General features: G+C 53.7%; 15 protein-coding genes and 1 pseudogene. 2 read left to right on the forward strand and 14 right to left on the reverse strand.

Annotation, left to right across the window (positions count from 1 at the left end; translation table 11 throughout):
- Positions 1–58: 58 nt before the first annotated feature.
- Both B7989_RS14295 and B7989_RS11755 read right to left on the reverse strand, forming a co-directional pair.
- Entirely contained in the window at positions 59–2,176 is a 2,118-nt protein-coding gene (locus B7989_RS14295) for an OmpA family protein (protein WP_088628674.1), read from the reverse strand.
- Positions 2,177–2,227: 51 nt separating this feature from the next.
- Positions 2,228–4,372, reverse strand: a complete 2,145-nt coding sequence (locus B7989_RS11755) for a polysaccharide biosynthesis tyrosine autokinase (protein ID WP_088628675.1) — start codon at positions 4,370–4,372, stop codon at positions 2,228–2,230.
- Between the two features lie 145 nt (positions 4,373–4,517).
- On the opposite strand from B7989_RS11755, the gene sufC reads away from it, so the two are divergent.
- Together sufC and B7989_RS11765 are read left to right on the forward strand one after the other, a co-directional pair.
- Positions 4,518–5,264, forward strand: coding sequence for a Fe-S cluster assembly ATPase SufC (sufC, locus tag B7989_RS11760; protein WP_088628676.1), 747 nt, complete (start codon positions 4,518–4,520; stop codon positions 5,262–5,264).
- A complete protein-coding gene (locus tag B7989_RS11765) occupies positions 5,264–6,238 on the forward strand; it encodes a SufD family Fe-S cluster assembly protein (protein ID WP_088628677.1) in 975 nt (324 codons plus the stop codon). Before sufC ends, B7989_RS11765 begins: the two co-directional genes overlap by 1 nt.
- On the opposite strand, the gene B7989_RS11770 is transcribed toward B7989_RS11765, so the two are convergent.
- The 12 genes and pseudogenes from B7989_RS11770 to B7989_RS11820 all read right to left on the reverse strand — a co-directional run bounded on the left by B7989_RS11770 (position 6,239) and on the right by B7989_RS11820 (position 21,979).
- Positions 6,239–7,528: a dihydrofolate reductase family protein gene (locus B7989_RS11770; RefSeq protein ID WP_088628678.1), complete on the reverse strand. Its 1,290-nt coding sequence runs from the start codon at positions 7,526–7,528 to the stop codon at positions 6,239–6,241.
- Between the two features lie 90 nt (positions 7,529–7,618).
- The gene (locus tag B7989_RS11775) at positions 7,619–8,071 is read right to left on the reverse strand and encodes a rhodanese-like domain-containing protein (protein WP_088628679.1); all 453 of its coding nucleotides are present in this window, start codon (positions 8,069–8,071) and stop codon (positions 7,619–7,621) included.
- Positions 8,068–9,327: a hypothetical protein gene (locus B7989_RS11780; RefSeq protein ID WP_144265047.1), complete on the reverse strand. Its 1,260-nt coding sequence runs from the start codon at positions 9,325–9,327 to the stop codon at positions 8,068–8,070. Before B7989_RS11780 ends, B7989_RS11775 begins: the two co-directional genes overlap by 4 nt.
- A gap of 2 nt (positions 9,328–9,329) precedes the next feature.
- A complete protein-coding gene (locus tag B7989_RS11785; protein ID WP_144265048.1) occupies positions 9,330–10,046 on the reverse strand; it encodes a hypothetical protein in 717 nt (238 codons plus the stop codon).
- Between the two features lie 52 nt (positions 10,047–10,098).
- Positions 10,099–10,926 carry a lamin tail domain-containing protein gene (locus B7989_RS11790; protein ID WP_088628682.1) on the reverse strand — a complete coding sequence of 276 codons (828 nt, stop codon included), beginning with the start codon at positions 10,924–10,926 and terminating at the stop codon, positions 10,099–10,101.
- 76 nt (positions 10,927–11,002) lie between these two features.
- Complete coding sequence (locus B7989_RS11795) at positions 11,003–11,923, reverse strand: M23 family metallopeptidase (RefSeq protein ID WP_088628745.1); 921 nt, start codon at positions 11,921–11,923, stop codon at positions 11,003–11,005.
- Between the two features lie 169 nt (positions 11,924–12,092).
- Complete coding sequence (locus tag B7989_RS11800) at positions 12,093–12,857, reverse strand: Nif3-like dinuclear metal center hexameric protein (protein ID WP_088628683.1); 765 nt, start codon at positions 12,855–12,857, stop codon at positions 12,093–12,095.
- Positions 12,858–12,934: 77 nt separating this feature from the next.
- A complete protein-coding gene (gene hrpA, locus B7989_RS11805; protein WP_088628684.1) occupies positions 12,935–16,891 on the reverse strand; it encodes an ATP-dependent RNA helicase HrpA in 3,957 nt (1,318 codons plus the stop codon).
- Positions 16,888–17,028, reverse strand: coding sequence for a hypothetical protein (locus tag B7989_RS14025; RefSeq protein ID WP_158212913.1), 141 nt, complete (start codon positions 17,026–17,028; stop codon positions 16,888–16,890). Before B7989_RS14025 ends, hrpA begins: the two co-directional genes overlap by 4 nt.
- A gap of 3 nt (positions 17,029–17,031) precedes the next feature.
- Positions 17,032–17,946 (reverse strand): dTDP-4-dehydrorhamnose reductase, encoded by a 915-nt coding sequence (gene rfbD / locus B7989_RS11810; RefSeq protein ID WP_088628685.1) that lies wholly within the window; start codon positions 17,944–17,946, stop codon positions 17,032–17,034.
- Between the two features lie 613 nt (positions 17,947–18,559).
- Positions 18,560–19,822 (reverse strand): annotated as a pseudogene (locus B7989_RS14365) (glycoside hydrolase family 11 protein); the annotation flags it as partial.
- 270 nt (positions 19,823–20,092) lie between these two features.
- Entirely contained in the window at positions 20,093–21,979 is a 1,887-nt protein-coding gene (locus B7989_RS11820; RefSeq protein ID WP_088628687.1) for a glycoside hydrolase family 11 protein, read from the reverse strand.
- Between the last annotated feature and the right edge of the window lie 124 nt (positions 21,980–22,103).

Genomic DNA, 22,103 nt, shown 5'->3' on the forward strand with positions numbered 1-22,103 from the left:
TAGGCAAGCTAAAAAAAAGGGTCGGCCTTAATGGCCGACCCCTGTATAATTCAACGAATTACTTTTCAAACGGAACGAGTTCCACGCGGCGGTTCTGTTCGCGGCCTTCCTTCGTTTCGTTATCGGCGATCGGCATTTCAGAGCCGTAACCGATAGCACGCAGGCGGTCACCTTCGATACCCTTCTTCTTCAAGTGGTCCACCACGGCCTGGGCACGCTTTTCAGAGAGCTTCTGGTTGGTGGCTTCGGAACCGGTATTGTCGGTATGGCCCTGCACTTCGAGGTTGGCAGACTTCACCTTGCGCATCAGGTTAGCAATGTCGTTCAAGGTGGTGAAGCTCTTCTTGGTGAGCTTGGCAGAACCGGTCTGGAATTGGATACCCTTCTTGAGTTCGTCCAGGTTTTCCTTCTTGTTCACGGCGCAACCCACAGTGTCAACGGCAATGCCTTCGAGGGTGTTCGGGCACTTGTCCTTGGGGTCAGGAACGCCGTCCTTGTCGCCATCGAGCACGCAACCCACAGAATCAACCGGCATGCCGGCCATGGTACCCGGGCACTTGTCCTGACCATCGGCAACGCCATCGTTGTCGCTATCGGCAGCACAACCGGTAGAATCAACCGTCACGCCCATAGCGGTGTTCGGGCACTTGTCCTTGTTGTCAGGCACGCCGTCGTGGTCGAAGTCCATCGGGCAACCGGTGCTATCGACACTGATGCCTTCCGGAGTATTCGGGCACTTGTCCTTGTTGTCGGGCACGCCGTCGACGTCGAAGTCGAGCATGCAACCCACAGAGTCAACCACAATGCCTTCCGGAGTGTTCGGGCACTTGTCGTTGATGTCGGCGATGCCATCCTTGTCGCTATCGATGCGGTTCAGAGAATCGAGACGGGCGCGTTCAGCAGCGTTCAATGCAGCGGAATCCACCTGGTCATTGTCGCCGTTCATAATCACAGAATCCTTGTCGGCGCAACCGTCAGTATTCACAGAGACGCCTTCCGGAGTGTTCGGGCACTTGTCGTAAGAATCAACCACGCCGTCCTTGTCGGTATCGAGCGGGCAACCTTCGGCGTCGACCTTAATACCCTTCTTGGTGTGCGGGCACTTGTCGGCATTGTTCTTCACGCCATCGCCATCGGTATCACGCCACATGTCGGCACCGAAGTACCAAGTAAGGAGTGCTGCACCGGCAACGAGCGGGGTCGGAGCGTAGCAGTATTCGATATGAGAGCCGTCTTCGCCCTGGTACTTGATGACGCGATCTTCGCAGCCCTTCATTTCGTCTTCGCCATCGTAGAACGGGTTCTTGAAGGCGCGGACTGCCACTTCAAGTCCCATTGCGAAGTCGATGTTGTACGGCAGGTGGAAACGGAGACCCGGAGTGATGATCATAGGATCTTCAGACGGTTCAAACTTGTACATGCCCTTGGTCTGCAGGCGCATTTCGCCGGAGTATTCCAAGAACACATCCATCCAGGACTTCGGGAGCCAGTTCACGCCAGCGCTGTAAACGAGCACCTGGGTTTCGTCCAAGTCCAGCGGGTAAACGTACTGGGCAAACATGTTGAAGCGCCAGGGCTTCGGGTTGCTGAGCTTGGTGAGGTCAGCAGTACCAACCAAACCGAGACCGAAGGCCCAGTCGTCAGCAGTGTAAGGCTGAGTATAGCCATTGCTATTCAGGTACCAAGCGTGGCGAGGACGCACACCGGCGTTCGATTCACCCGTCGGGATATACATGTTGAGCATGGCGGCAAATCCGTACCACTTGTTGGTATCGAGCGGGAGACGGATCTTGGACCAGACGTTCAAGTCGCCGCGGCTCGTGCCCCACTGGTTAGTTGAACCGGAAGGTCCATTAGAATTGGCGTGTTCGTAGTAAACCGGCAGGCTCACGCCCACGTCCATCCAGTTGGTCAAACCGGCATTCACGAAGAAGTTACCAGCCTGAGTATAGTCCCAATAGTTGAAGGCGTAATCTTTACCATTATGATTGTACTTACCGCCACGAGCAAGTGCCCAACCGTCAATGGCAATGTTACCACCCGTACCAACGGCAAAATGCCACTGGCCAAGCGTCTTGGCATTGGTCTGATGGAGACCGTCAGTGCCGCCCTCCATGCCTATCTGGGCAAAGCTGATTCCAGCTGCCAGAAGTGCTGTCCCAAGTATTTTTTTCATGTTTTGTTTCCTTCTTCGGTAACGAGTTTGTTGTTAAAATATAATAAATTCTTACGATTTGCTGAAATATCCCTTACCGTAGTACCCTTTTCCGTAGTATCCATAGCCATTATAGTGGCCAGGTTCGTATTCGCAGTGGTTCATCACGAATGCGCAGGGCTTGTCGGCATAGCGACGCAGGTTAGCAAGGTTTTCCTTAATTTGGGCAAGGGAGTCCGTTCCGTAATGCACCACCATCAAGGCAAAGTCCACCAACGGGAAAATCAATTCGGCATCGGTCACCATGCTTACGGGCGGGGTATCCACCAAAATCATGTCATATTCTGACTTCATTTCTTCAAGCAGGTTCTTGAACAAATCATGGCGCAATAGTTCGCTCGGAGACATCAAGCGCTTGCCGCAACCCATTACGAACAGGTTCTGGCAGCGGGATTCCGCCACAGTCTCACGCCAAGGAATCTTACCCGAAAGCACTTCGGTCAGTCCCAAATACTTGGAGCTGCGGATCACGCCCTTGCGCATGTCGGCATCGACCAGCAGCACTCGTCTGCCGTTCATGGCGTATACAGCAGCCAAGTTCTTGGACACAAAGGACTTACCCACACCCGGCACCAAGCCGCAAACCATGACCACCTTCTGGCCTTCGGAAAGCGAGAAATCCACCGCCGTCTGCAGGGTGCGGAACGCTTCGCTCGCCTGGTCGTTCGGAGCAGCCTCGACCAGGGTCAACTTGTGACGCTTGTCACGCAGGAGCCTGTTCTTGGATTCCGGGATCTTTGCAAACACGCTGACTTCGGTAGCATGTTCAAGTTCCTGGGAGCTACGGATGCCGTTACGCATCATGCGGAGCATGAATACCCAGAGCACGCCAAGCATAAAGGCGGCGGCCATCGAGCAAACCAAGATGTTGAACTTCTTGGGCTTGCTCTGGATCGGTTCAATCTGGGCAAAGTCCACAATGCGCACGTTACCGACTTCACCGGCGCGCACCACGCGGAGCTGCTGGATGTTGTTGAGCATTGCCGTATACTGGGCATTGTTCACCGACACTTCTTCTTGCAAGCGGATTATTTCTTGCTGCGTCACCGGCATGGATTCAGCCGTTTTCTTGAGGCGAGCGAGTTCACCACGCAAGCGATTCTGCTGCTTTACAATTGTCTGAACAGAGGGATGTTCTTCTTTAAACAGACGCGTCGCCTGCTGGCGTTCCTGTTCCAACTGAAGCAACTGGCGTTGCAGGTCCACTTCCTTATTCAAGTGAGCCTGGGTTTCTCCGGTCATGTCCACCGAACCAATGCTATGGCGATAATCGGCCAAAATCTTTTCGGAGCTGTCGAGTTTCGCCTTCACGCCAGGCAACTGCGATTCCAGGAATTCCAAGGTCTTTTCGGCCTCGGCGCTGCGCATTTCCACATTCTGGCGCACATACGTGTTGGCAATGGTATTGAGAATCGAGGCAGCGCGGTCTGCGTAACGGTGCGAGAAAGACACGCCAATCACGCCGGTCTGCTTCCCCTTTTCGGCCACCTTGAGGCCAGCGGCAAGACTGCGGACCGCAATCAACGGATTGGACATATTGATTCGGAACTCTTCGCCGATGGTGGCACGCATACGGCTCACGCGAATCTGCAAGGTATCGCCCGCATACAAGACCTTGAGCATCTGGCCCACTTTGCCTTCAATCAACTTGGTTTCATCTTCATTATAAATCGCGTAAGTATCATCACCCGTAACCACGGCCATCCACTTTTCGGTGCGGGCCATATCCGGAATAAAGAGGTAATCGAGATCCATGCGGCCTTCGCGATGGAGAAGGCGGTTCAAGGCGCTCGTCGGGGTTGCCGAGTAGTTCAAGTGTTCTTCGGAGACCACGTAGTTCAACACCAAACGGCTCTTGATCAGTTCGATTTCAGCATCGGCCGGGCTAGCGACATCCAAAATGGCACCCATTTCGCCCATGGCTCGGTTTGCCGCCTTATTGCCCTTCACGTCGATCTGCAACAGGGCGTCACTTGTGAACTGAGGACGGATCCACTGACCAATCACAAGTCCAATTAAGGCACCCGCAGCGAGGAACAAGCATAGCGTAAAGCGCTTTTTCCACAGAATAAACAAGGCTTCGAGCAGGGTAATAGTATTGTTAGCCGATTGGGCTTGTGCCCCGACCACGATCGTCTGCTGTTCGTTTTCAGCCATCCGAGTCTCCAAAAATTTGCAAAAATTCAGATTTGAACAAAATATAGGAAAAATTTTTTAAACCTTACAGAAAACAGAGTATTTTCTTTCATTTTTTTAATTATGGAGATTTTTCTATATTTGCCTACCAATTAAGTGAGGAATTATGCTGTCGATCAAGAACCTGAAAGCAAGTATCGAAGACGGGACCCAGATTTTGAAGGGGATCAACCTGGAGGTCAAACCGGGCGAGGTCCATGCCATCATGGGTCCGAACGGTTCGGGCAAGAGTACGCTTTCGAAGGTGATTGCAGGCCACCCCGCCTACACGGTGAACGACGGCTCGGTGACGCTGGACGGCAAGGACCTGCTTTCGATGGAAATTTGCGATCGCGCCAATTCCGGCCTGTTCATCAGCACGCAGTACCCGACCGAGATTCCGGGTGTGAACAACGTAGAATTCCTGCAGATGGCACTCAATTCCAAGCGCGCCTACCTCGGACTCGAACCGCTCGCCGATGCCGACTTCAAGAAGCTTTGCGAAGAAAAGATGGCCATGCTCGAAATGGATGACCGTTACCGCGACCGCGGCGTAAACGACGGCTTTAGCGGTGGCGAAAAGAAGCGCAACGAAATTCTGCAGATGGCTATTTTGGACCCGATGGTATCGTTCCTCGACGAAACGGACTCGGGTCTCGACATTGACGCTCTCCGCATTGTGGCTCACGGCATCAACCAGATTATGTCGCCCGAAAAGGCCGTGATTCTGGTGACGCACTACCAGAGACTTCTGGACTACATCAAGCCGACTTACGTGCATGTGCTGCGCCACGGCAAGATTATTCTTTCGGGCGGTCCGGAACTCGCCCTCAAGCTCGAAGAACAAGGTTACGACTGGATTGAGGAAAACTAATGGACGCCATTACCCGCATTAAACAATTGGGAATGCCGCGTCGCAATAACGAATTGTGGACGTTTTTCCCGGTCAACAAGATTCAGGCTCCTGAATTCCCGAGCGAATGCACTTGCGACGAAGACTTCGCAAACGAAGACGACTTTGCCGCCCTTTTGCCGATTGCCTGCAACGCCCGCCAGTTGGTGAAGACAATTGATGACGGCGAAAACGAAATGGCGATGCTCAAGTGCAACAACGACTTCGGTCGCACGGTTTTGAACATCGGCAAGAACGCAAAGGCTAGCATCGAAATCCTTGACAACAAGGTAATGCATGAAATTTGCGCCGAACGTTTCGATATCAATGTCGCTGAAGGCGCCGAACTCGAAATCTTTTTTGCGAACCCTGCTAACGACTTGCCGTTGACCTTTAGGCATTTCGACATCAAGCAGGCCGCGAACTCTACAGTGCATTTTGCGAACGTTTTGCAAGACAGCGGCATTGGCCGCATCAGCGCCCGCGTGGAACTGAACGGCGAGGGCGCAAACTTCGATTACCGCAGTTTGAATATTCTGAAGGGAAACGCCTCTAAGCACCAGCGCCTGACGATTTTGCACAACGCTCCCAGTACGGTGAGCACGCAGTTCGTGCGCAACATTCTGGACGAAAACGCTTACGCCAGCTACGACGGCCAGGTGGTCGTGGGCTATAACTGCAGCCAGGTGAATTCGAGCCAGTTGGTGAATACGATTCTCTTGGACGACGGTCCGAGTGTTTCGGTGAAGCCGGTGCTCAAGATTTACCACGACGATGTGGAATGTACGCACGGCAATACCGTGGGCGAACTCGACAAGGATCAGATGTTCTATTTAACGAGCCGCGGAATTCCGGCCGACAAGGCCCGCGAAATGCTCACTAAGGCATTCGCGAAGGAATTGTTCCTGGAATTGCCGGAAGGCGCTGCTAAGAAACGCTTGATGCAGGCGCTTTAATTACTTTTCGTACACGGTCAACACGTCGGGCCCGAGCATGAAGGACTCGCGGGCGACGAGGGCTGTGGGAAGTTCCGGATAAGTCAAGCCGTCGGCGCCGCTGGATTCAAGCGCACGGTCGACCGCGGGGTCGGAAGATTGCCATAAATCAAGGCGGTTCCAAAGACCGCATTTAAAGATTTCATCAGCGAGACGAGCGCCAGGTTCCACCATCAGGCGGTGCATGCCGCGGGCGGAGAGATTCGCATGCATTTCGTGCCAGTTGGCAACGAAAGAGGCGTTACTTAAAGCGACCACTTCAACTGCGAGATTTTCAGCAGCCGGCGCCTCCCCCGCATTCTTTAACTTCTCAAGATTTTTTTCAAGCGCGGGCTGCGGCACGCATGTAAAGACAATGGGAGCCTTGCCCTCTTCTACAGGCGCCTGGAACACGCGAAGGCTCGCAACTTCATCAACACTAAATTCATGATGGCCCGCCCAAATGATTTTCACGGGATTGTTCCCTTGGGCAAAGCGGACGTCTAGCGAGGGGTTGTCGGCAAGCACGGTGCCAGCGCCTACGAGAATCGCGTCACTCATGGCGCGAAGTTCATGGTTCCAGCAGTTGGCACCTTGCGCGGTGATTTTGAGCGGCGCATTACACGCCGCACCCTTTGCGTCGCCACCTACAATCGCACCCATGTTGCCTTCTTGCGAAATGGCCGACTTGATTTCGACAAAGGTTGTCTTGTTGCGGACATAGAAATCGTAGGCTTCAAAGAATCGCTCGATTTCGTGAAAGAGCATGCGGGCTTCGGCAAGCGCCTCGGCGCGAGTTTCCGGCTCCCCCATGGCAGCCGGATTGCCAGAAAGCACCTTGCAGCCGTCATGGGAGCAAGAATCATCCCAGCCACTTTCAACAATCGCACGCTCGCAAGCATCCTGACCTTCAAAAACCTTGATTCCGGCTTCTTCGAGAATGGCACGGCTCTTGCCGCGCACAACCGGATTCGGGTCGGCATGCGCGAAGTAGACTTCCTTGATGCCGGCATCGATGATTGCCTTGGTGCAGGGGGGCGTGCGGCCATAATGGCAGCAAGGTTCCAGCGTTACATAGATGGCCGCCCCGCGGGCGAGTTCGCCCGCGTCACGCAGCGCCATCACCTCGGCATGAGCATTCCCCGGGCGCTGTGTACGCCCCTTGCCGACGACGATTCCGTCTTTAACGACGACGGCGCCCACGGCAGGATTCGGCCGACTGATGCCGACCGAAAACAGAGAGGTCTCAAACGCTAGATTTAAATAATTCATACACGAGATTGCTGATCCCGGCCTTCGCCGGGATGACACTGGAGGCAGGAGCCGATACCGGCCTTCGCCGGGATGACGAGGGCAACAGGCTTACTTCTTCGGGAAAGCGAGGAAGCCACCAATCACGTTGTACACGCGGGTGTAGCCCTGATCCATCAGGTACTTGGTAGCGGCTTCGCTGCGACGGCCGGAACGGCAGTAAATCAGCAAGTCCTTGTCCTTCGGAAGTTCGCCAATACGTTCCTTGAGCTCATTCAGCGGAATGTTCAAGGCATGCGGTGCAAAACCTTCGTTCAATTCCGGAGCATTACGCACATCCACGTAAATAGCACCATTGGCATTCATTTCGATTGCCTTGTCCCAATCAACCGACTGCACACCGGCACGTACGGCCACTTCAGACGGAGCCGGAGCCTTCTTGGCTTCGGGCTGGGCCGGCTGTTCCACAGGCTTGGCCTGTTCAACGGCAGCTTCGGCCTTCTTTTCTTCACAGCCTGCGAAAATGAACATCGAGGCCACGGCAATCATCATTAACTTTTTCATTTCTTCTCCATAGTTGAATTATTAGCGATATTAAAATCGTTTTCATCGAGTTGCATATACACGCCAAGCACACAATGGGTAAAGCCATCTTCACGCTTGAGGGGTACCGCATTAAACCAAAGCAGGCGTTTGCCTACACCGAAGGCGCCCTTCCAGGATTTAGAAAGCCCCTTTTCAAAAACTTCTGAGACCACGCCGTGGAACAGCGAGAAATACCGCGGGCGCACCACCTCGAGCAATCGCTTGCCTTCAATTTCTTCGGGATTCGGGCTACCGAACGCCAGCGAAAAAGCCTGGTTGCAACCGCGGACCTTGTAATCTCTATCAATCCAGAACATGCGAATATCAGGAAACGCCAAAGCCGACATTTGCAGGGATTCACTCATATCAGCCCCTTCGACCACCGGATTTTCAAGCTGCAAGTCTAGGCGGCGAGCCGATCCGCGGAATACGATTTTCGCATTTTCTTCGGTGTAGAGGCGTCCACAAAAAGCATACCAGTCCAGTTTGCCGTTTTCACTCTGCAAGCGCAACCGTACGCCACGATTTTCGCTAGAATTCTGTCCCGTAGCACGGAATTCCACAATGCGGGCATTCAAATGCTTGTCAAAGAAGGCGTAATCGTCTTCGGGCATCATCGCACGAATATCCTGAACGCCCTGGGTTCTCGGAATGGCTCGTCCTTCGTCATCGACTAGCGGAGTCAAGAACGTAAATGTACGGGTATCGACATCCATGGACCACAAAAAGTCGCCTGTATTCTGCAAAAGCATATCGACTTTTTCTTTCAATTCATCGCGCTGGGTTCTGGATTCCACGTCCAGCGTCACATTCTTGAGCAAAAGCACCATATGGACATCGACCCCCTGCTTTTGCATGCTGGCGCGGATTTCGTACCAGTTCAAGCCGTCACCGGAATCCTGCGAAAAGACGAACGGAATATCGGGGTAAGCGTCCAGGCCTTTGACGTATTCCAGGAATCGCTTGTATTCGGCCGCCGAAAAAATTTTCTTGAAGGATTTCTGGCGCAAAATGGAATTGTAAAGCGGATCCGAAATATAGGTCGGCGTGGCATCGATCAGGCGGCCTTCTTTAGAGACAATCACCAAGAAATCGCCCAGGTAGCCCGAAAAAACGGAATAGATCTTTTGCTTGTTCAATAAGTCCCTAATCAAAAGGACGACAATCACAAACGCCGTGATTACCAAGAAACAGACAAACGATACCGCAATTAAAAGACCTACAGAAACCTGCATATTCATAATATAGTCTTTTTTCGAACCGATTTAGTCGCCGTAAAGCCAAACCAATCCCATATCGAGCGGGCGTTGCCGTACGCCCCCGAAAAAGTCCATGTTCCCAAAGTAAACCCGAGCGAAACGGACACTGCAAATTCCGGGAAACGGTAAGCCGAAAGGATAACCGCATGCGCAAAGGTTAGAGAATGGCCGATATCGATAGAGTTTCCGTCGTACTCGACAAAGGCCCCGAATCGTTCGCCCTGAAACCGGAACGCGACCGCATAATCCAAGTCGAAAAACGAGCAGTGATTGACAAGGGCTGCCATTGCCGATAGCGACAACGGGCTTTGCCTCAAAGCGAACCCCGCCTTGTAACGGTTTATCGTCCAGTTTTCTTTGGTCAATCGGTCCCCCGGGATCCAGTCGACGGATAGCCCATAGCCCACTCCCCCGACAAGCCAGGATTTTGCCACCGAGAAATTCCATTCGGAATAAACTTGCCTGTACAGGGAATCCATTTCTAGATACGAACTGAAAAACGCCAATCGATAATCCCGCCAGAGGCCGAGTTCGCCAGCAGCACCTGCCACCTGCAAGGAAGCCTCGTCCACTTGCGCATAGGCAAGCCCGAAACCGGGTTCTGCAATTCTTGCCGGGCTCGATTTATACCCGGGAAGCCCCGAAAGGGCGAGCGAGCCGCCCGGATTTTGGACAAATTCTCCGGGAAAGTCCATGGCGCAGGCTAGGCTCGCGAGCCATATTATTAATAGTATAACCCCTCGCATATTACGGCCTCAGCAGGAATCCGACCATCTTTTCGTAGCTGCCCGAAGCGAGGGCGATATAGGCAACGCCTATACCCGAAAGGTGATTCAGCGGGATATTCAGCCAGGTATTCGAATGCGGCGGCACCTCCGTTTTCCATTGCTCGCGACCTGCCGAATCCAGCAGCCGAAGCGTCACCGGCAAGTCGCTTTCAATCAGGACCCGCAAGGGAGTCTTGTTCACCCGCACCACGCGCGTCGATAGCCGGAATGTAAATGGAGCCTGGTTGCCCGTTTGCGTTTTCTCGCCTTTGTCTGCAGACCGGCCTCTGTACAAGTCCACCCGCCCCTGGTAGCCCGGCGTATTCTCGGCCCGGCCCGTCTGCGGGTTAAACCCCGAAGGGCACGTGACCGTCCCTTTATCCCAGGCCACACTGTCTATGACGGTATCGCCCTTGCAAATGGCAAGCGAGCCCGCGGTATTGTTCAGGTAACCCATGGCGTACTGGATGAGGCGCACATCCTTGAACCCGAGGTATTCGCGCAAAAGGAGCGTATCGCGGGTGAAGATGACGGTCTCGTAAGCGGCCAGGGTGTCGCGCTTGGTCCGGGTCTTGCCCTGAGAGGCGCTCCAGTTCTTGGTACGGTTGCAAAAGCGGTAGTCCTCGAAGGCGAGCGGCCCGCCCGAAGCGTTGTAGACTTCGACCCATTCCGGTTCGGGTTCTGCAGGGCAATGGTGAACCTCGGTAAAGTAGAGATCCGGAGTTTCGGCTGCCCGGGCCAAGCCGAAAAAGAAAAACACCACGCCCCAAAGAAGCGTGTACAAACGCAAAACTGCATTCTGATTCATGAGACCCCCTAGGGGGTTGCTGCTCTTAGCCGACAAGCGGCGCCATATTCTAGGAGCAGGGTGTTACCCGGGACCGTCAGTCAACGGTATATTCGTTGGGCAACATATAGGCAAGCGGGTTCACCGGGCTATTGCGGACCCAGACCTCGTAATGGAGGTGCGGACCCACGGAGCGGCCGGTATTACCCATATAACCAATCACCTGGTAGCGGTGCAAGTACTGGCCCGGATGCACAATAGACAGCTGCATGTGACCGTAGCGTGTCTTGATGCCGTTTCCGTGGTCAATCGTTACATAGTTACCGAAGGTCGAACTCAACTGGGCGACTTCCACCACGCCATCGGCAGGGGCGTAAATCGGGGTCCAGCGTTCGTTTGCGATATCCACACCCTGGTGCATCTTGCCGACTTCACCCGTCACCGGATGGATACGGGGGCCGAAAGCCGAAGCGTAGCGGCCGTTAGTCGGAGAAATGGACGGAATAAAGCGCCACATGTAGTGCTTCTGGTCCATGAACTTGTTCAGGGTACGGAAAGACGAGTCATTGTTCGCAAGCTTGCCCTGAATACGCTGGGCGGTTTCGCCGAGCATGGACATGCGTTCGTAGACCGGGGACGTCTTGCGGAGCAAAAGGGAATTGGGGCTCACAGAACCACCGGTACCGAGTTCACGGGAACCCTTGTCCTGGGTCGGCAGTCCAAAGCTTGCATAAAGGCGGTTTTCGTCGGAGAAGAAAGAAGCCGTGGTGTTCGACAGGTAGTCGAGGGTCCCCTGAATCTGGGACATTTCCTTGTCGAGCTTCTGGCGTTCGTTCAACTGATGGTTCAAGATGCCGTCGTAAATCGTGGTCGAAACCATCTGGACGACAAACAACAATACACCGATCGCAACAAAGATCCGAAGCACGGGCCATGCCTTGAAAAGGAACACCGGCATGTGGACGGTCATCGACTTCGAGGAGTTCTGGAAGTGTATGGTTGTCTTATAAAAATTCACGGGCGAAAAGATAGCAAAAAGGTTTTGTGTGGCAATGTAAAATAGTGTGATGCGAAGCACTCAACGGCCAAACCGCTCCAAAAACGCCATTTTCGGGCTAAAAACGGCAAAAGAGTGACTTTTCCGGAATAAAAAAGTAACTTTACACAGGGTGTAAAAACAGGGATTTTTACACTTCATTATCGATATCGATAAAGGTAGCCGGGATACCCAGTTCGGCCTGGATTTTGGCAGCCAGGGCTCGCACGCCGAATATTTCGGTACGGTGGTGGCCGCAGCTGAACAAGTTGAAGCCCAGTTCTTCGCAGGCGATGGGGACCGCCTCCTTGATTTCGCCGGTCACGAAGGCGTCGCAACCGAGGGCGATAGCCTCTTCGATGGCGGGAGCGCCGGCAGAGCCGCTGCAGACGGCGAGTTTTTTAATGGCGGGCTTGCCGTAACGGAGGGCGTGCTGCACACCATGTTCGAACACCTTGCCGCTGAGGGCCTGGAATTCGTCGAGGGCGACGGGGACCGCAAACTCCCCCACGACTCCGATGGTCCGTTCGCCTTCGCGGAGGAACCCTTCCACATTTTGGAGTCCGAAAGCGTTGGCTATCAAGATGTTATTCCCCACTTCCATGTGGCCGTCGAGCGGCAGGTGGAAGCCGTAAAGCGAAATCCCGTTCTGCATCAGGCGGCGCATGCGCTCGCCGAACTTGCCCACGAGCACGCGGTTTTCGCCCTGCCAGAATCCGTTCGGATGATGGACGATAATGCAGTCGGCCTTATTTTCGATGGCGGCATCAATCAGGCGGTCGCGGAAAGAGACGCCCGTGACGATTCGGCTGACCTTGTCGGAGGCTTCGACGCAAAGGCCGTCGACACAGTAATCCTTAAAAAGCTTGGGTTCAAGCAGGTTGTCTAGCCATGTCGAGAATTCGGAAATTTGCATCGGGGACCTCTTTTTTTGCCTAAAATATAAATATCGGGCGCGGGAGTCGCGGGACCTTATCACAAGAGTCGCGGGAACTAGAGTCGTCCGAAACGGCCCTTGAGTTTGGCGAGGGCATCGACTTCGATTACGTCTTCGGAATCGTCGCCCTTGCGCTTGAACTTGAGCACTTCGAAACCTTCGAGCATGGCACAGGCCTGCAGGTAGAGTTCCGGGTATTCGGGCTCGTCTTGCGAAAGGCGTTCCATCTTGGAAAGCAGGTCGCGGGCGTTTTTGAGCTCGTGGTCCTTCATGAAGCGGGCCTTGAGGAAGGGCCGGAACTTTTCGCGGAGGGCCTTGACCGAAAGGTCTGGGCGGTCCGCGGACTGAGGCGTGACGACGGAAATACGGCTGTTCTGGCCTTCTGGAGCACCGATTTGCGAGGCAAGCGCACTAATTTGCGAGGCAAGTGCGCCGGCGAGGACGGAAATTCGCTCGAAAAGCGTGTTTTCGGGGCCATCAGGCGAATAAAGCTCGATGATTTTGACGATGAACTTATGACCAGCGGTCAATGCGGCGATGGCGTCGCGGGCGTGGTCACCGCCCTGGCGCATGGCAACCGAGAATTCGCGAAGGATGTCCCAATACTTTACGAACACCTCGGCACCGAGAAGCGCCGACTCGTACGTGGCACGCACCAGGGCGAGGCGAACTTCGTCATCTTCGCTGCGCGAGGTCGCCGCGAGATTCTTGAAATCGTTGATTTTCTTGCCGCGGGAAAATTCCAGGCCGGTAAAGCGTACGCAGCGGTTCGCATCCAGATGGTCGGCGACGAGTGATTTGAGAGCCCAAGCTTTGAGCGCCGTCTTGAATCCGTCGGAATAGAGGCCGCCGGTTTCGAGCAGATTCAGGCGGTCGGCAATGAGGGCCTGCGCGGCAGCTTCGGACGTTTCGGGCGCGGTTGCGTCGACCGAGGAATTTGCGCGACCTTCTACCCGCTTGCGGAAGTTCTGCCAGAAGGCGGATTCTGCCGGAGTCATGAGGGCCGATTCGCCGAGGCGCCAGCCAAAGCGCATGTCGCCCAGCGCAAAATCGATGCCAAAGGTCACCACAATCGGGCGGACCGCAGCAAACAAATTGAAACTCCCCCATTCGGGGTTGATTTCGCAGGCAAACTTTTCCGGGAAGCCGGTCTTGAAAATCTTGGCATGCAGGCGCAGGTGGTTTTCCTTTTCGGGCGTCACGGTCGGAATGTCGCAATCCAGCTGCTTGATTCCGGCAAAGACTTCGTACAGCGAGACCATGGGCGACTTGTGCGGGGTCGCTTTAAGGCGATCACAGAAAGCGTCATCAATGAAAGTCCGGCGATTTTCGAGCTGCTTTTTGGCGGCCTTGGGCATTTCGCGCACGATAGATTCAATCATCCATTCGCGCCACTGGTGAATGGAAAGCGCGAGTTTTGCAGGCGTCACCTGCGGAATCAAGTCATAAGGCAAGTCCAGCGTAATGCCATCGTATTCCTTGGTAGCATCAAAAACCATCTCGCCCACGACCATGCGGCTGGACCCGTCGAGACATTCGATTCGGAACTGTTCGAGGGAACCGCCGAGCTGCGGTTCCTGCGGCTTGGGACCCTTTTTCTTGTCGCCCTTCGCCAAGGCATCAAAGGCGCGATTGCTGAAGCCCGAATCTGTATAGCTGACACCCGATTCGTTCTGATCTAGCCAGAATTTGGCGTCGAATTTCAGGAACTGGTCGGTATGTTCGCGGATGTAGTCCTTGAGCGTCTTGATGGAATTGACCCGCGGGGCAATGCGCACGTAGTAATCGACCAAGGCGTCTTCGCTGGGGGCGAGCCCGAATTGGCGTTTGCGGGCTTCGAGCCCGTGCAAGTCTTCGACCACGCGCTCGTTGTGGGTCATGAAGGCAAACGGGCGTGCCATTTGCCCGAGCACCACAGCCTCGCGCCAGAATATTTCGGCACATTCGTCCGGATTTACGCGGGCGTAATCCACTCGGTGGCCGCGACTGATCACGAGGCCCCTGAAACTTACTTCTTCGACGGCTTCCACGAATCCGCGTTCCTGATTCCAGGTCGGCATGAACCAGCGGCGGGTGCAGAACGGTTCTGCCACCTGCATGATCCATTCGGGCTTGATTTCGGCGCCCTTGTTCAGGAATATGCGACTCGTTTCGCGAACTTCAGCGCTAAAGAGCCATTCTACGCTCTTGCCGTAAAGGTCACTGCCCGGGAACACATGAGTCTCTCGCCCGCTTACCAGACGGTAGCAACCGTTTTCGATGTCGCGGCGGGCAACGCCCCCCAGGAATCCGGAAAGGAGTGCGATGTGCAAGTTGTCGGCATGGAAACTTTCAAGCGGGCATTCGCGCTTGTCGAACTTGACATCGAGGATGCGACCGAATTGCTCATACAAATCAATCCATTCGCGGCAACGCAAGAAATGCATGCTGAACTTGTCGCAGAATTTGCGGAGCTTGTTCCAGGATTTGCCATCCCATTCGGCGCAGAAGGCATTCCACATGCTTATAAAAGTCAAAAAATCGCTCTTGTGCCCCGCAAACTTGCGGTGCAGCTGGCGGATTCGGGTGCGTTCCGGCTCTTCGCCAGGGACAACGCGTGGGTCCTGAATGCTTAAGGCCGAGCAGACGATGAGCGCCGGCTGCAAGACGCCCGCTTCTCGGGCCCGCAAAAGCACAGCCGAAAGCGCCACGTCCATGGGGAGCCGCGTCATTTCGCGGCCAAGCTTAGTCACATGACCGCTGGAATTGTCCGCAGTCAACGCGCCGAGTTCGAAAAGCGTCTTGTACGCGCCGCGGAATGCCGAATGCGGCGGCGATTGCAAGAACGGGAAGTTTTCCAGTTCAAGCCCGAGGCTTCTGAGTTGCAAAACGACGTTCGCGAGATTACTGCGCCGGATTTCCGGCTCCGTAAACTCGTCACGCTTCTCGAATTCTTCAGGCGAATAAAGTCGAATACAGACGCCAGGCTTGACGCGCCCCGCGCGCCCTGTGCGCTGCCGGGCACTCGCCTTCGAAATTTCTTCGACCGGGAGCCCCTGGATTCTCGACTGGGCATTGTATCGCGAGATGCGGGCCATGCCCGTATCGACCACGTAGGCAATTCCCGGAATCGTGAGTGAAGTTTCGGCAATGTTCGTGGCAAGCACCACGCGAGTCTTGCCCGAATTCTTGAAAATGCGGCGTTGTTCTTCGGGACTCATGCGCCCGAAAAGCGGGAGCACGTCGAAAGTCGCGCTGTCCAGTTCGTGGGCCAACTCCCCCGCTAAATCCTGAATGTCGCGCTCGGTCGGCAAAAAGCAAAGCAAATGGTCGCGGTGGCGGGATTCCAAATCGAGAATTGCGTCGCGGGCTTCGTCCAGCAAGCCGGAATCACCCTTTCCGCTAATATCGAGCGCCGCCCGCTCTGCCGCACTGCCGTCAAAGAAATACTCAATGTCGACCGGGTACATGCGGCCCTCGGCTTCGAGCACGCAACTGTTGTCATAAAATTCTTCGAAGAGCTTGGCATCCAGCGTTGCCGAGGCCACAATCAGCTTGAACTCGGGGCGGGCCTGCAAAACCGTCTTGAAAATGCCAAGCAAGATATCGATATTCAGCGAGCGTTCGTGGGCTTCGTCAATCACGACCGCCGAATACTGGCGAAAAAGCCTGTCGCGGCGGAATTCCTGCAGCAGGATACCATCGGTCATGACCTTGATGGGGGCATCGCTCTGGCCTTGTTCCCAGAAACGAATCTTGGTGCTGACGAGCGTTTCGTCTTTCAGTTCTTCACGCAGGCGGTCCGCAATGGAGATTGCGGCCAAGCGCCTCGGCTCCGTGACGCCGATTTTGAATGATTGCGTCTTCTCACTCGAGTTTGCGAACCACTCTAAAAGAAATTTCGGGAGCTGCGTCGACTTTCCGGAACCGGTGTCTGCCTTGACAATCACCACCTGATGCTTTTCGAGCATCTCAAAAAATTCTTCCCGATGTTCAACGACGGGAAGCTCTGGGTAGTCGATTTTTAGACTCATTCCTTAATATGACCGCACTTGTCGCAGGTCAGCTTGTAGCTGTTATCGGGGTCGACGACCATCACGCCATCGCATTCCGGAACTTCGCACGGGAGTTCGCCAGGCATGACTTCGCGGTACGTTTCTTTTTCAGCCATCGTTTATTCTCCGATTTCCTTGAGGTAGCGAGCGAGGGCGTCTTGCCAGGTCGGGAGCGGCTTGAAACCGTTTGCGACGAGCTTGCTCTTGTCGAGGCGGCTGTTGAAGGGGCGCGCGGCCTTGCTCAGGCCATATTCGGCGGTGGTTACCGGCAGCACCTTGGTAGAAAGGCCTGCCTGCTTGTAAATTTCGCAGGTAAAGTCGTACCAGCTGATGAATCCGCCTTCGTTGGTGGCGTGGTAGTAGCCGTACTTTTCGGTTTCGTTCATGTCCACGAGCAGGCGCGAAAGGTCCAGCGTGTAGGTGGGCGTGCCGATCTGGTCGTTCACCACGCGCACGGTATCGTGAGTCTTGCCCACGTTCAGCATGGTCTTGATAAAATTCTTGCCGTTCAGGCCGAACACCCAAGCGATTCGCACAATGAAGTACTTGTCAAGCGTATTGGCGACGGCGAGTTCGCCTTCGAGCTTGGTCTGGCCGTAAACGTTGAGAGGTTTGTAATCTTTGCAGTCGGGCTGCCAGGGTTCCGTGCCCTGACCGTCGAACACGTAGTCGGTGCTAATATAGGTCATCTTGCAGCCGAGCTTTTTGCAGGCGTTGGCGATGTTCTGGGTACCGCCGGCGTTTACCGCGCGGACTTTTGCCACATTCGCATCGTCTTCGGCCATGTCGACTGCAGTCCATGCGGCGCAGTGAATCACGGCATCGGGCTTGATTTCAGAAAGAGCCTTGTCAACCGCGGCAGAGTCTGTAATGTCGAGCTGCACGTAAGGCATGGTCGTGACGGCAGAACCGTCAGCCACACCGCTATAGGCAGGCGCCATATCGGAACCGACACCCGTATGACCGCGCTTTGCAAGTTCATTCATTACATCATGGCCCAGCTGGCCACCAACACCTGTCACAAAGAATTTCATAGTAAAACCTCAGAGAGAAATATAGTATTTACGAGAAGCTGATGCTGACTTTCGTCAGCATGACAGTAGGCAAACAATGCTGATGCAGACCGAAGCCTGTCCTGAAAAATGTCGGCCAAGAAAGCCTTCGCAAGAGTGCGCAAATGAGTGTCGCAGCGGCAAGTTTACTTGCCGATATGACCGAATGCAGCCACGGACGCCGCAGGCGTCAACTCCGAGCTGGGGTCTCTCCTTACGAAGACCATGCGCACTAAGCACTAAAAGTGCTAAGTGCTGTCCGCCCTCCCGCATATAAAAAAGATTGTTTTGCCTACATAAAGAAACGTCTCGCTTTCGCGAGACGTTCCTCATCATCCACAATATAGGAGCATTTGGATGTTAAGTATTAGCGAGTCACACGCACCTGGGTGAGCTTGCCACCCTGCTTGACCATGTAGACACCGGTCTGCTGGAACTTGGCAAAGAGAGCGTCAGAGATGGATGCGCCGGCGACAACTTCAACCTTGCCGAGAGCGCGACCCTGCATATCGAACACCTGGTAGGTCTTGCCCGTAGCGTTCAGGCGGAGGTCGGCTGCGATAGCCTGCGGTTCGCCACCATCCTTGCTGAACTTGACGTAGTCCACGTTGGTGTTTGCAGAAGCAATCGTAATGCGGAGTACATGTTCACCCTTGGTAAGGGTTGCCTTGCCCGTTGCCTTTTCATAGGTATCCCAGTCGTTTTCAGTACCAGTGAAGGAAAGCGAAGCGAGAGACTTACCGTCCAAGGAAAGGTTCAACTTACCGGCGCCGGAACCATTGGAGACGTTTGCTTCGACATCGTATTCGCCATCGGCTTCGACATCGATCGTGTATTCGTACCATTCTTCGGCATTGGTATAACCGATAGCCTTACCGGTACCGCCATCCACGACAGCAGCCTGGTAATCCGTTCCACGATAGGTATAGACTTCATCCGTGGCTTCTCCGTTACCCAGATCTTCATAGGAAACACCGCTGTTGCCTTCGTCGAAGTTTTCGGCTTCAACAGTACCCGGAACCTTAGCCTTTACACCCTTGTACGGCTGACGCTCAATCTTTTTCGGCGGTTCAGGCGGAACATATTCGCCTACATAAACGCGAGCATGGGGGAAGTCCATACGGCCATTGCGAACTTCGCCATTGACGTTGCCCGCTTCACCAAGCACCTTGGCTTCATAGAGCACGCCCATTTCCAAGCCCATCTTTTCCCACTGTCTCATGTGTTCGGAAATATTGATGGAGCCGCAGTCACGCGGAGAAGTACGGACACTGAAGTACTGGTAGAACTGCACGTTGCCGCTGTTCTTAATAGCCGGACCCGTACGGGTATTGCGGTAAACCGTATAAGTACCGCCATCAACTGTAATGGTACCCTTTCTTTCGTTACCGATCCAGCTACCCGGCATATCGTTAGCGAGGGTGTTATCGATCACGTAGTATTCGACCAATCTGCTGGCCGTTCCAGAAACGCCTTCCATCCAGCCGTACACACCAATGTAGGAGTAACCCACATTTTGTGCCGGAGACTTCACGAGCTTGAATTCGGCAATCATGTCGCCATCAAGCTGCTTATAAGTTTTGTTACTACCAAGGGAAAGACCGGCGCGGCAGAGATAGTCCTTGGCTCCCGTAATGGAACAATCCATGGAACCATCGCTATAGAACGTAGCACTGCCACCATGGCCGTTTTCGTCCCAGAGTTCGTAACCGATATCGCCGATTTTACCAGTCTGGTTCGAAGTAATCGTCACTTTCTGGCCGGAATGAGATGCATTGCTGCAGAAATCCTGAGCAAACGCTCCGGACATACCAAGGGCTAGAACAAGCCCTGTTTTAACAAAAAGATTGGATTTCATGGTATACTCCTTAAGAAAAATCCCGTTTTAACCTCTAATCCAAAATTATATCCATTTAGTCTAATTTGGAATAGCATCCATATAAATGGCGTTGTTGTAAAAAACAACACCGAATTGGCTTTTTCTTACACAAAAAGGCCAATTTTAGGACTTAAAGCCGAGTTTTTCTCCGCACATAAAAAAACGCCCCACAACATCGTGTGAGGCGCCTTTTTCCACAAAATTTGGAGTATTGTTTTTCGGGATTTTCCTGAAAATTGTGGAAACTTTTTAGCGGTTGACCCTAACCGTGTTCAAGTAGTTACCCTGCTTGACCATGTAGACACCCGGCTTGTGGAACTTGGCGAACAGCACATCCTTCATGTCGCTGCCGGCCTGCATTTCCACAGTACCCAGGTAACGGCCCTGCATGTCGAGCACCTGGAAGGTTCCACTCATATCCTGGAGCTTGATCGTCTGAGCAAACAGTGCGGTAGTAGAGCTGCTCGGGACATTCGCTTCGCTGGAGCTGGACTTCTTATCTTCCTTGCTGGAGCTGGACTTGGGTTCTTCGCTAGAGCTGGATTCCGGTTCCGGCTGAGCAAGCGGATGAGCCTTGTCCGTCATCTTGAAGTAAGAGACATCGAAGGAACCCGAGCCACCACCGGCTTCGACAAGCACCTTGGCTTCGTACATCTTACCCATCTTCATACCGAGTTCTTCCCACTTCTTGAAGTGAGCGGTAACATCGATATGACCGCAGGAACGAGCTCCACCCTTACGCTTGCTGAAGTACTGCGGGAAGGTCTGGTTACCCTTGATAGAGGGGGCGTTATTACGCTGGTTCTGATAAATTTCATAAGTTGCACCATCAACCGTGAACTCACCCTTCTTGGAACCCAGAAGATTTGCACCCGGTTCGCTGAACCAGTCATCCACGATGTAGTATTCTACGAGCGGGTCGACAGTCCAACCATAGATACCGATATAGTTGTAACCACCGGCATTACCCTGCTTGCTCCACTTGAAGTAAGCATCGATAGGACCAAGTTCTTGGTAAGTCTTGTCTTCGTTGTACTTGAAGCCCACACGGGCAAGGAAGTCGTTGGTGCCGTTCCAGCTGGCCTTATAAGTACCATTATCATAGAACGTCATGTTGTTGTTGCCGCCCTGGTACCAGATTTCGTAATGGTACGGAGAGCTGCCGACGTTACCCGTCACGCTCTGGTTGTTCTGGCCCTGAGTTGTCTTGCTTTCACCCTGGTGGCCCATTTCGTCCTTACAGGCGTCGATAGTCGTAGAGGTAGAACCACCGTTACCCTTAGAGGAGCTGGACTTAACTGCAGCGCTCGAAGAGCTGGACTTGGCGCCAGAAGCACTGGACTTCGGAGTGTCACCGTTAGAAACATACACCTTGGCATGCGGGAAGTCCATATGGCCACCATTAACTTGACCATTGACGTTACCAGCTTCACCAAGCACCTTGGCTTCGTAAAGCTTACCCATGGTGAGGCCCATCTTTTCCCACTGTCTCATGTGTTCGGAAATATTGATGGTACCGCAATCGCGCGGCGAGGTACGCACGCTGAAATACTGATAGAACGTGACGTTACCGGAGTTCTTAATGGCCGGACCGGTACGGGTGTTACGATAAACGGTATAGGTACCGCCGTCAACCGTAATGGTACCCTTTCTTTCGTTACCGATCCAGCTACCCGGCATGTCGTTGGCGAGGGTATTGTCAATCACGTAGTATTCAACAAGGTTACTTGCTGTTCCGGGAACGCCTTCCATCCAGCCGTAGATACCGATATAGGAGTAACCCACATTACTTGCGCCACTTTTCACAAGTTTGAACTCGGCAATCATGTCACCGCCAAGTTCCTTGTAAGTCTTGTTACTGCCAAGAGAAAGGCCCGCACGGCAAAGATAGTCCTTGGCACCTGTGATAGTGCAGTCCATGGAACCGTCGCTATAGAAGGTAGCACTACCGCCATGACCGTTTTCGTCCCAGAGTTCGTAACCGATATCGCCGATTTTACCTGTCTGGTTCGAAGTAATCGTTACTTTTTGGCCAGAATGCTGTGCATTGCTACAGAAATCCTGTGCATATGCCCCAGCTACACCCAAAGTCAAAGCCAAACCAACTTTGACGCCAGATTTGAATAGAGTTTTCATTTCAGTCTCCTATCAAAAGATCCTCTAGCTTCAAAAATATATCCAGCCTCAACAAATCATTCTTTATATATAAGAAATGCCGTTGTTCCGAGAAACAACGGCAAAAGATTTACAAAGTGCCGAA

The sequence above is a fragment of the Fibrobacter sp. UWB5 genome (genome assembly GCF_002210295.1).
Lineage (GTDB): Bacteria > Fibrobacterota > Fibrobacteria > Fibrobacterales > Fibrobacteraceae > Fibrobacter.

What these genes read in the sequence shown, in the direction of transcription:
- rfbD (WP_088628685.1), bottom strand. Translation starts at nt 17,946, where the DNA reads ATGAAATTCTTTGTGACAGGTGTTGGTGGCCAGCTGGGCCATGATGTA.
- B7989_RS11790 (WP_088628682.1), bottom strand. Translation starts at nt 10,926, where the DNA reads ATGAATCAGAATGCAGTTTTGCGTTTGTACACGCTTCTTTGGGGCGTG.
- B7989_RS11820 (WP_088628687.1), bottom strand. Translation starts at nt 21,979, where the DNA reads ATGAAAACTCTATTCAAATCTGGCGTCAAAGTTGGTTTGGCTTTGACT.
- hrpA (WP_088628684.1), bottom strand. Translation starts at nt 16,891, where the DNA reads ATGAGTCTAAAAATCGACTACCCAGAGCTTCCCGTCGTTGAACATCGG.
- B7989_RS11780 (WP_144265047.1), bottom strand. Translation starts at nt 9,327, where the DNA reads ATGCAGGTTTCTGTAGGTCTTTTAATTGCGGTATCGTTTGTCTGTTTC.
- B7989_RS14025 (WP_158212913.1), bottom strand. Translation starts at nt 17,028, where the DNA reads ATGGCTGAAAAAGAAACGTACCGCGAAGTCATGCCTGGCGAACTCCCG.
- B7989_RS11755 (WP_088628675.1), bottom strand. Translation starts at nt 4,372, where the DNA reads ATGGCTGAAAACGAACAGCAGACGATCGTGGTCGGGGCACAAGCCCAA.
- B7989_RS11800 (WP_088628683.1), bottom strand. Translation starts at nt 12,857, where the DNA reads ATGCAAATTTCCGAATTCTCGACATGGCTAGACAACCTGCTTGAACCC.
- B7989_RS11785 (WP_144265048.1), bottom strand. Translation starts at nt 10,046, where the DNA reads ATGGACTTTCCCGGAGAATTTGTCCAAAATCCGGGCGGCTCGCTCGCC.
- B7989_RS11775 (WP_088628679.1), bottom strand. Translation starts at nt 8,071, where the DNA reads ATGAAAAAGTTAATGATGATTGCCGTGGCCTCGATGTTCATTTTCGCA.
- B7989_RS11765 (WP_088628677.1), top strand. Translation starts at nt 5,264, where the DNA reads ATGGACGCCATTACCCGCATTAAACAATTGGGAATGCCGCGTCGCAAT.
- B7989_RS14295 (WP_088628674.1), bottom strand. Translation starts at nt 2,176, where the DNA reads ATGAAAAAAATACTTGGGACAGCACTTCTGGCAGCTGGAATCAGCTTT.
- sufC (WP_088628676.1), top strand. Translation starts at nt 4,518, where the DNA reads ATGCTGTCGATCAAGAACCTGAAAGCAAGTATCGAAGACGGGACCCAG.
- B7989_RS11770 (WP_088628678.1), bottom strand. Translation starts at nt 7,528, where the DNA reads ATGAATTATTTAAATCTAGCGTTTGAGACCTCTCTGTTTTCGGTCGGC.